This is a genomic window from Enterobacter cloacae complex sp. I2 (genome assembly GCF_014896205.1).
GTDB classification, from domain to species: domain Bacteria; phylum Pseudomonadota; class Gammaproteobacteria; order Enterobacterales; family Enterobacteriaceae; genus Enterobacter; species Enterobacter quasihormaechei.
Genome location: NZ_JADBRA010000039.1, coordinates 1 through 10,064, shown reverse-complemented (window position 1 = coordinate 10,064; position 10,064 = coordinate 1). Strand labels below are relative to the sequence as shown.

9 protein-coding genes are annotated in these 10,064 nt (G+C 53.0%); 3 read left to right on the top strand and 6 right to left on the bottom strand.

Annotation, left to right across the window (positions count from 1 at the left end):
• Positions 1–46: 46 nt before the first annotated feature.
• From IM300_RS22335 to IM300_RS22325, 3 genes are read right to left on the bottom strand one after another with little or no spacing between them, the layout of a single operon-like run.
• On the bottom strand, positions 47–1,552 hold the full coding sequence (locus IM300_RS22335; protein WP_193038335.1) for a glucosyltransferase domain-containing protein: 1,506 nt from the start codon (positions 1,550–1,552) through the stop codon (positions 47–49).
• The gene (locus IM300_RS22330) at positions 1,539–2,477 is read right to left on the bottom strand and encodes a glycosyltransferase family 2 protein (protein WP_193038334.1); all 939 of its coding nucleotides are present in this window, start codon (positions 2,475–2,477) and stop codon (positions 1,539–1,541) included. The genes IM300_RS22335 and IM300_RS22330 overlap by 14 nt, the downstream gene beginning before the upstream one ends.
• A gap of 2 nt (positions 2,478–2,479) precedes the next feature.
• A complete protein-coding gene (locus IM300_RS22325) occupies positions 2,480–2,845 on the bottom strand; it encodes a GtrA family protein (protein WP_154817052.1) in 366 nt (121 codons plus the stop codon).
• Between the two features lie 174 nt (positions 2,846–3,019).
• Here IM300_RS22325 and ogt point away from each other — a divergent pair, with 174 nt between their 5' ends.
• The 3 genes from ogt to uspE all read left to right on the top strand — a co-directional run bounded on the left by ogt (position 3,020) and on the right by uspE (position 5,560).
• Positions 3,020–3,535, top strand: coding sequence for a methylated-DNA--[protein]-cysteine S-methyltransferase (ogt, locus tag IM300_RS22320; protein WP_193038333.1), 516 nt, complete (start codon positions 3,020–3,022; stop codon positions 3,533–3,535).
• Positions 3,536–3,718: 183 nt separating this feature from the next.
• Positions 3,719–4,471 carry a fumarate/nitrate reduction transcriptional regulator Fnr gene (gene fnr, locus IM300_RS22315; RefSeq protein WP_000611906.1) on the top strand — a complete coding sequence of 251 codons (753 nt, stop codon included), beginning with the start codon at positions 3,719–3,721 and terminating at the stop codon, positions 4,469–4,471.
• A 138-nt stretch (positions 4,472–4,609) separates the two neighbouring features.
• Entirely contained in the window at positions 4,610–5,560 is a 951-nt protein-coding gene (gene uspE, locus IM300_RS22310; RefSeq protein ID WP_193038332.1) for a universal stress protein UspE, read from the top strand.
• Between the two features lie 40 nt (positions 5,561–5,600).
• On the opposite strand, the gene IM300_RS22305 is transcribed toward uspE, so the two are convergent.
• The 3 genes from IM300_RS22305 to pntA all read right to left on the bottom strand — a co-directional run bounded on the left by IM300_RS22305 (position 5,601) and on the right by pntA (position 9,746).
• The gene (locus IM300_RS22305; protein WP_063866858.1) at positions 5,601–6,710 is read right to left on the bottom strand and encodes a mechanosensitive ion channel family protein; all 1,110 of its coding nucleotides are present in this window, start codon (positions 6,708–6,710) and stop codon (positions 5,601–5,603) included.
• Between the two features lie 107 nt (positions 6,711–6,817).
• Entirely contained in the window at positions 6,818–8,206 is a 1,389-nt protein-coding gene (gene pntB, locus IM300_RS22300) for a Re/Si-specific NAD(P)(+) transhydrogenase subunit beta (protein WP_063451506.1), read from the bottom strand.
• A gap of 10 nt (positions 8,207–8,216) precedes the next feature.
• Positions 8,217–9,746, bottom strand: coding sequence for a Re/Si-specific NAD(P)(+) transhydrogenase subunit alpha (gene pntA / locus IM300_RS22295; RefSeq protein ID WP_032673495.1), 1,530 nt, complete (start codon positions 9,744–9,746; stop codon positions 8,217–8,219).
• Positions 9,747–10,064: the final 318 nt, after the last annotated feature.

Genomic DNA, 10,064 nt, shown 5'->3' with positions numbered 1-10,064 from the left:
CTCATGGGCCTGACGATGTCGGCAGGCCCTGTTTTTTTAATTAATATTATTTATCGCAGGTAGTCTTATTTATATCAACATAGCGTACGTCATCTTTGGCGTACATGATAAACTCCTTCCTGACCAGCTTATTTGGCCATTCGCAAAATTCATTAACGTTTATTGCCACTTTGATTTCGACATCACGATTATATAACTGTGCCTGGCGGGTGGGCCAGATGCTGGAGTTTAACATATACGTGTTATGTAAAATATATTTTGTGAACGGGAAATTATCGCGCACGTTGCGCACCTGGCGCAACCAGAGGCGGTTTATAGAATAATAAGGTGGAACTATAAAGACTTTTGTGGGCAGCGTGTTGTTTACAGGATAGTTTAAAATAACGTCAAGCAGCCGATCTTCATAATCATACTGCGCCCGAATAGCACCGGTAATCGCCGCGTTGAGGCTTGCCATTAAGGTAAAGAAAAGGATCCAGCCTGTGCAAAGGTATTTAAAGGCGGCTTTACGCAGATAAACCAGCGGGAAAAACCAGATAAGCATGACGAACTGATTGCCCGCCATCGCCCTTCCGGCGTAGAGCGGATCGCGTAATAATGCCTGAGGCAGCAGTGCCATCAGCAGGCCAAGCCCGCTGAGAAGTAAAAAGAGCGACAGACAGAGCCAGACGCTGCGCTGGATGACTCTGGCACGCATAGCCACACCACACAGAGAACACAGAAACAGCCCAATCAGCACCACCCCGGCAGTGCCATAAAACGGCGAGAAAAAGATGTCCGCCAGGTTACGCAGCCGGGTGAACATTTGCGCCGGAAAAACAATGCTTAGCGTCAGAAGTTTGCTATGAATTAAGGCATAGGGTCTCAACGGCAGGAGCAGAATAAACAGCTTATAAGCGCTAAATCCGGCAAAAAGCGCAACCATCACTCGGCCATAGTGCTCCCGGAGATCGTGACTTAACGATCCCGTATCAAAGAAAGACTTGAACAAGAGCACCACAATTATCAAAAATGGCGCCACCAGAAATAGCTGATAAAAGCAGAGAGAGGCAAAATAGCAGCCGAAAAACAGCACGTAGCCGCGCCTGCCTCTGCCGCCCATAAAGGGCAGCACCGTGAGCACAAGCGCCGCGCCCATGGTCACGGAATCGAAGCTGTACTGGATGCAGTGAATAAACCAGGGAGAAAAAACAACCGTCAAGGAGACCAGGAAACCGTTCCATGAAGGTTGGTTAATGACCTTCATATACACGACCCAGGCAGTCACCGCCACGCACAGCGCACTGATAAGCTTGGTCAACGGCGCAACGTTGACGGCGTTGATATCTGTCGGCCGGCCAAACCAGCCCGAAAGCAGCCTGATAACGATTTCCGCCGCCGGTCGACCGCTGTCAGCGTACTCTCCCCAGCCGATGCCATCGTAAAGCCCGTAGCCAACAGCATTTCTCCCAATATCGTCGTTAAACAGATAGGTCTGAGTTAACGCAGGGAAAAAATAGATAAACGCGCACAGCGCAAATAAACCCAATACGGCCGCATTATTTTTTAACATCGTCACTGCCCTCGCTGTCCTGTTTGAGGATGTAGCGCGGACGCCCTTTCACCTCAATAAATATTCTGCCTATATATTCGCCCAGCACGCCGATGCTGATTAACTGAACGCCGCCGATAAATAAAATCGCAACCATTAATGAGGGGTAACCGGGAACATCATTTCCCCAGATAAGTTTGTCGATAATCATCCATAGCGCATACGTTAACGACAGGCTGGCGATAAAAAAGCCCAGGTAGGTCCAGAGCTGAAGGGGGAAAATAGAAAATGAGGTGATGCCTTCCACCGCCAGTTTCCATAACGTCCAGCCGTTAAATTTACTGGCGCCAGCCTGACGAGGTTCACGAGTATAGGTGACGACCGTCGTTTTGCCTCCTGCCCATGAGAGCAACCCCTTCATAAACAGCGTCCTTTCCGGTAGCTGAAGGATGGCGTTTACGGTTTCCCGCGACAGTAATCTGAAATCACCGACGTTCTCGACGATACCCGGCGAGCTGATTTTATTATGCGCGCGGTAAAACCACCGGGCCGTTTGCCGTTTCAGCCAGGTATCGCACCGACGGTCGATGCGCTGGGCAAGCACGGTATCGAACCCGTCCTGCCAGCGTGCAACAAGGGCAGGAATAACATGAATGGGATCCTGTAAATCCACATCAATAGGGATCACCGCGTCACCCGTGGCCGCCCGCAGCCCCGCCAGCAGTGCCGGTTCTTTACCAAAGTTACGGCTAAACTCGACGATGCGCACGCGGCCAGAAAAGGCCTGGCTACGGATAGCCGCGACGGTATTATCGCCGCTGCCATCGTCGACAAATATCAGCTCAAACGTATGATTTACGCTGTCCAGATCGCGCCGCAGCGCGTTAAAAAACAGCGGTATGGCCTGCTCCTCATTAAACACGGGAACAACCAGAGAAATAACCATATTCAATCCTTGAATATTACACAGCGAGAAAATACAAAACCTAACACCATGCTGATGAAGGAGAAAAGGCACAGCGTAAATACCGCAGGAAGATCAACAATTTCCGAAACTTTTCCCGTAGACCATGCCAGGCAGGACATTACGGCCATAAATAAAAGATACTTATGCAACGCCCGCTTTTTTTTAAAGGTCCAGACGGCGTTCACCACAAAGCTAAACGATGCTGCAAAAAAGAAGGCCGTAACGTTAGCGAGACTTTGCGGAAATGAAAATAAAAAACAGGTTAACAGGAAGACCAGCGCATGAATAATCGTGTTCGCCACGCCGACAGAGATATATCGCATGAATATAAATAAAGAAGCACGCACGTTTTAAGGTATCCCCAACAGTAACGTGCAGAGTATAGGGTGCCGCTCTCAGAAAATATTCTGATCCCGCTTAAATATAATCTGAAAAATCTACCCCTCTTGTTCCAGGGCAGGATCTTGAACAACGACACATTTCCCGACATGATAATGTTTTTAGCTTTGCAGGTATCTCTTATGCTTACGCTGTTACAGGAATTGATTCCCACGCCTCTGGGACCTCTGTGGGTAATATGTGATGAGCAGTATCGCTTACGCGCGGTCGAGTGGCAGGAACACAGTGACCGTATGGAAGCGCTGCTGGACATTCATTACCAAAAAGAAGGCTATCAGCGCAGAGATACCGTTAACCCGGGTGGCCTTTGCGAAAAGCTTACGGCCTACTTCGAAGGCGATCTTGCCATCATTGATACCCTGCCAACCGCCACGGCGGGCACCCCTTTCCAGCGCGAGGTGTGGCAGGCGCTGCGTAATATTCCCTGCGGGCAGGTGATGCACTACGGTCAACTGGCAGAGCAGCTTGGCCGTGCCGGTGCGGCGCGCGCCGTCGGTGCGGCAAATGGATCTAACCCCGTCAGCATTGTGGTGCCTTGCCATCGCGTGATTGGACGTAACGGCACCCTGACCGGCTATGCCGGAGGCGTTCAGCGCAAAGAGTGGCTGCTGCGTCACGAAGGGTATTTTCTGCTGTAATTCCCAGGCTATTTGTGCCTATTTTTCTCCCCCTTAGGCTAATAATCCTTAATCAATCTGTGGAATTTCAAGGAGATGGCAATACGCTGCCCTCTCTTGCCTTTATTGAAGGATTGCCAGGCTTACGTCCTTACCAAAAAGATGTTAAAATTGACCAATATCAATTAAGGCTTGAGCAAACCTATGATCCCGGAAAAGCGAATTATACGACGCATTCAGTCTGGCGGTTGTGCTATCCATTGCCAGGATTGCAGCATCAGCCAGCTCTGTATCCCGTTTACCCTGAATGAGCATGAACTCGATCAGCTTGACAACATTATCGAGCGCAAAAAGCCTATTCAGAAAGGGCAGACGCTATTTAAGGCGGGAGACGAACTGAAATCGCTCTATGCTATCCGTTCTGGCACCATCAAAAGCTACACCATTACCGAACAGGGCGACGAGCAGATCACCGGCTTCCATCTGGCAGGCGATTTAGTCGGCTTTGACGCCATCGGCAGTGGCCATCACCCGAGCTTTGCTCAGGCGCTGGAAACCTCTATGGTCTGCGAAATCCCGTTTGAAACGCTGGACGATCTGTCCGGTAAGATGCCGAACCTGCGCCAGCAGATGATGCGTCTGATGAGCGGTGAGATCAAAGGCGACCAGGATATGATCCTGCTGCTTTCCAAAAAGAATGCGGAAGAGCGTCTGGCCGCGTTTATCTACAACCTCTCCCGCCGTTTCGCGGAACGCGGATTCTCTCCGCGCGAGTTCCGTCTGACCATGACGCGTGGCGATATTGGTAACTATCTGGGCCTGACCGTGGAAACCATCAGTCGTCTGCTGGGTCGTTTCCAGAAGAGCGGAATGCTGGCGGTTAAAGGTAAGTACATCACCATCGAAAACGGTGAAGCGCTGGCGATTCTGGCCGGTCACTCCCGCAACGTGGCATAACCCGCCCGGATAACGAATGCCAGGTCGATAAATTTTCATGATTTATTGATCTGGCAAAAACTTCCCCCCTGTTTCATTCAAGATATATAGGTTACTCTTTTACTTACAGACTGTGGTGACAGTTGTAAGGAGACCTGTATGGCAAAGTATCAAAACATGCTGGTGGCTATCGATCCGAATCAGGACGATCAGCCAGCATTACGACGTGCTGTGTATTTACATCAACGGATTGGTGGCAAAATTAAAGCCTTTTTGCCGATTTATGACTTCTCATACGAGATGACCACCCTTCTGTCGCCTGACGAGCGTACCGCTATGCGTCAGGGAGTGATCAGCCAACGTACCGCGTGGCTCCGCGAGCAGGCGAAATATTACCTGGAAGCGGGCGTACCTATCGATATTAAAGTGGTCTGGCACAACCGCCCTTTCGAAGCCATTATTCAGGAAGTGGTGGCCGGTGGGCATGACCTGCTGCTGAAAATGGCGCACCAGCACGACAAACTGGAATCCGTGATTTTCACGCCGACCGACTGGCACCTGCTGCGCAAATGCCCTTGCCCGGTATGGATGGTGAAAGATCAGCCGTGGCCTGAGGGCGGGAAAGCGGTCGTGGCGGTCAATCTGGCCAGCGAAGAGGATTATCACAATTCGCTGAACGAGAAGCTGGTGAAGGAGACCCTTCAGCTTGCCGACCAGGTTAACCACACCGAAGTCCATCTGGTGGGAGCGTATCCGGTTACGCCAATCAATATCGCCATCGAGCTGCCTGAATTTGACCCGAGCGTGTATAACGACGCGATTCGCGGCCAGCATCTGCTGGCAATGAAAGCGTTGCGCCAGAAATTCAGCATCGATGAGAACATGACGCACGTAGAAAAAGGATTACCGGAGGAGGTTATTCCGGACCTGGCAGAGCATTTGCAGGCCGGGATTGTGGTGCTGGGCACCATTGGCCGCACCGGGATTTCTGCCGCGTTTCTGGGGAACACCGCCGAGCAGGTGATCGACCATCTGCGCTGCGACCTGCTGGTTATCAAGCCGGATCAGTATCAGACGCCGGTTGAACTGGACGATGAAGAAGACGATTGACCCAAAAAGAAAGCCCGCCGGTAACGGCGGGCTTTTTTTATTACGCTTCGCTCAACCGCTGGGCAGGTGCCTCGTCGCCGGCGTCCATCCAGGGCGCGTGAAGAACCATGCTCGGCAGCGCCAGCTTAATCTCCTGCTGATTCAGCCCTTCCAGAATACGGATATTGATCTCCTGCTGAATATCCATGTACTTGTTGTAATCCGCCGTATTAACGATATGGACCACCTCGAAGGTCAGACGATCGCGATCGAAGCCCAGGAAATGGGCGCGGTCAAACTTCGTTTCCCCGACGTCGGTAATGATCTGTTTAACCATCTCACCCACAGAACGCAGTTTATCCGGCGCCGTGTCGCTGGCGACGCCGAAGGTAAAGACGATTCGGCGCGTTTGCATTCGCTTATAGTTATGCAGCGTCTGTTGCAGCAGGATGGCGTTCCCGCAGACAATCTGCTCCCCGCTCAGGCTGCGGATACGGGTGGTTTTCAGACCGATGTGCTCGACCGTGCCGGCGACATCGTTAAACACCACAAAATCGCCAATTTCGAACGGCTTATCAAAACCGATGGAGAGCGAGGCGAACACGTCGCTCAGGATCGTTTGCACCGCGAGGGCGATTGCAATACCCCCTACCCCAAGGCTGGCAACCAGAGCAGTGATGTTGACGCCCGCGTTAGCAAGAATAGACAGCAGCATCACTGACCAGACAATGGCACGGAGGATGAGCCCCGTGATCACCAGCGTAACCGGGTTTTTATGGCTTCCCGGTGCCAGCATGACGTGACGAAGCCACGACACAACCCCCTGATCCATCCACAGCGCCACCTGAATGGCGAAGACCAGGAACCAGGCGTGGCTCACGGTGCCAAAGAGATGGTCCGGTAAGTCAACGAAGCGCAGGCTGAACAACAGCGCCACGACAAACAGCAGGACGCGGCTGGTGCGGTTAAGCATATCCGTTAGGATAAAGCGCATCCGGTTGGTGGTGGGATGTTTATCGCCCCAGGTGGTGATGCCTTTCTTCACGAAGGCGATCAGGCGCGTCAGCAGCCAGTATACCAGCAGCGTCACAATGACCACCGTGGCGACGCCAATCCAGAATGATGGCGTCATCATCAGCGCGATGATGTCGAAGCGGGACAGAAATTGCATTACACCTCCTCTTATTACACAAAGGGTAAAGTATAGACAGAGGAGAATGGCTGACCGCAGAAATAAGAAAACCGCCCCAGGGGGCGGTTTGTGAGGATGAAGCGAAATTAAAGCGATTTCAGAATCGCATCCACGCTGGCCTTGGCGTCGCCAAACAGCATGTGGGTGTTCTCTTTAAAGAACAGCGGGTTCTGCACGCCAGCGTAGCCGGTATTCATAGAGCGTTTGAAGACAATGACGTTCTGCGCCTTCCACACTTCCAGAACCGGCATGCCCGCAATCGGGCTGCGCGGATCGTCCTGCGCCGCCGGGTTAACGGTGTCGTTGGCGCCAATCACCAGGACGGTGTCGGTATCGGCGAAATCATCGTTGATCTCGTCCATTTCCAGCACGATGTCGTAAGGCACCTTCGCTTCCGCCAGTAGCACGTTCATGTGGCCTGGCAGACGCCCCGCCACCGGATGAATACCAAAGCGCACCTTGATACCGCGCGCGCGCAGTTTTTCCGTGATTTCCGCCACCGGATACTGCGCCTGCGCCACCGCCATGCCGTAGCCCGGGGTAATGATGACGGAATGCGAGTTCTTCAGCATCTCTGCGGTGTCTTCCGCGCTGATTTCACGGTGCTCACCCACTTCCTCATCAGAACCGGTTGATGAACCGTCAGAACCGAAGCCACCGGCGATGACGCTGATAAACGAACGGTTCATCGCCTTACACATGATGTAAGACAGGATCGCACCGGAAGAACCGACCAGCGCACCGGTGACAATCAGCAGGTCGTTGCTCAGCATAAAGCCTGCCGCCGCCGCTGCCCAACCAGAGTAGGAGTTCAGCATGGAAACGACCACCGGCATATCTGCCCCACCGATAGACGCCACCAGATGCCAGCCGAACGCCAGCGCGATAATGGTCATCACCAGTAACGCCAGCACCTGCAAGCCTACGCTTTCGGTGCGCACGAAGATCACCAGCAGCACAAAGGAAACGACCAGCGCCGCCAGGTTCAGCTTGTGGCGATTAGGCAGCATCAGCGGCTTAGACGAGATCTTCCCGCGCAGCTTGCCGAACGCCACAATCGACCCGGTGAAGGTCACTGCACCGATGAAGATGCCGAGGAACACTTCAGTCAGGTGAATGTTAACCAGAATCGGCTCCAGGCCCGGTTCGTGGTACAGGTAGCTGTTGAAGCCCACCAGCACCGCAGCCAGACCCACGAAGCTGTGCAGAATAGCAACCAGCTCCGGCATCTCGGTCATTTCAACGCGTTTCGCCAGACGAATACCAATCGCGCCGCCGATGATCATCGCCACCAGGATCCACGCCACGTTGCCGGTGTCCGGCCCGAAGATAGTGGCAATCAGCGCAATCGCCATCCCGGCGATACCAAAGTTATTTCCCTGCTGAGACGTTTCGTGTTTGGAAAGCCCCGCCAGACTGAAAATAAACAGGATTGCAGCAACAATGTATGCGGCTGTGACTAATCCTCCAGACATATGCTACCCCTTAGCCTTTACGAAACATTTTCAGCATGCGCTGAGTCACGGTGAAACCACCGAAAATATTGATACTGGCGATCAGCACCGCAATAAAGCTCAGGAAGCTGATCCAGCCGCCGTGACCAATTTGCAGCAATGCCCCAACCACGATAATCCCGGAGATGGCATTGGTGACCGACATCAGCGGCGTATGCAGCGCATGGGAGACGTTCCATACAACGTAGTAACCGACCACGCAGGAGAGCGCGAAGACGGTGAAGTGGCCAAGGAACTCTTTTGGCGCGACGTCCGCCAGCCAGCCAAACAGGATAATGACCAGCGCCATGATGGCGTATTTGCGCCACGGTGACGCAGGTTTTGCTGGCTCAACGGGCTCCGGCGCCGCTTTCGGGGCAGCCTGAGGCTGAGCAGAAACCTGAATCGGCGGTGCAGGCCAGGTGATTTCACCTTCACGCACCACGGTCACGCCGCGCACCACCACATCATCAAAATCAACGGTGATGTTGCCGTCTTTCTCTTTACAGAGCAGTTTCAGCAGGTTAACGAGGTTCGTGCCGTACAGTTGAGAGGACTGGGTTGGCAGACGACCTGGCAGGTCGGTATAGCCGATCACCTTCACGCCGTTCGCGGTCGTCGTCACCTGATTTGGCACGGTATATTCACAGTTACCGCCGTTTTGCGCCGCCAGATCGACAATCACGCTACCAGGCTGCATGGAGTCTACCATTTCACGGGTGATCAGCTTCGGTGCCGGTTTACCCGGAATAAGCGCGGTGGTGACAATAATGTCCACCTCTTTCGCCTGCGCCGCAAAAAGCGCCATTTCCGCTTTGATGAAGGCTTCAGACATGACCTTCGCGTAACCATCACCGCTGCCCGCTTCTTCCTTGAAGTCCAGTTCAAGGAACTCGGCGCCCATACTCTGCACCTGCTCCTTCACTTCCGGCCGGGTGTCAAACGCGCGGACGATAGCGCCCAGGCTGTTTGCCGCCCCTATAGCGGCAAGACCTGCCACACCGGCACCAATCACCATCACTTTTGCGGGTGGTACTTTACCTGCCGCCGTAATTTGACCGGTAAAGAAGCGACCAAACTCATGAGCAGCTTCGACAATGGCGCGATAGCCAGCAATGTTCGCCATAGAGCTCAGCGCATCCAGAGACTGCGCGCGCGAAATACGCGGCACGGAGTCCATTGCCATCACGGTGACGCCGCGTGCCGCCAGCTTCTCCATCAGCTCCGGGTTTTGGGCTGGCCAGACAAAGCTCACCAGCGTAGTGCCCGCGTTCAGCAGTTCAATTTCACTCTCTTCCGGTGCATTGACCTTCAGAATAATGGGTGATTGCCAGACTTCAGCACCGTCCACGACGTCCGCGCCAGCCTGAATAAAGGCCTCGTCATCGAAACTCGCCAGTTTGCCCGCGCCGCTTTCAATCGCGACGGTAAAACCCAGCTTAAGCAGTTGCTCCACCGTTTTCGGTGTTGCCGCTACGCGGGTTTCATTGGCTAACCGTTCTTTTGGTACCCCAATACGCATAGTTTTCCCTTCCATCGGTTTTTGATGATGGTTTGTCGATAATTGCCCGCGGTTTGTATCAATTTTCGCCAGCGTGATAGCGGCGGAGAATGATTAACCCCGGAAAATAAAACAGTAACAAACTTTCTATAACCTACTGAAAATAGCGCCCGCGATCTACCGCCAGAAAACACTATTTATTACTTTATCTGTGAAAAATAAGCGATCGGGGTCACTGACAGAGATATTTACCTTAAATTCGCCTTCAGGACCGATAAATCGCGCAAGCGAAGCGGTAAAAACATGATATAGCGCCATAAAAGAACAACTCATTAACAT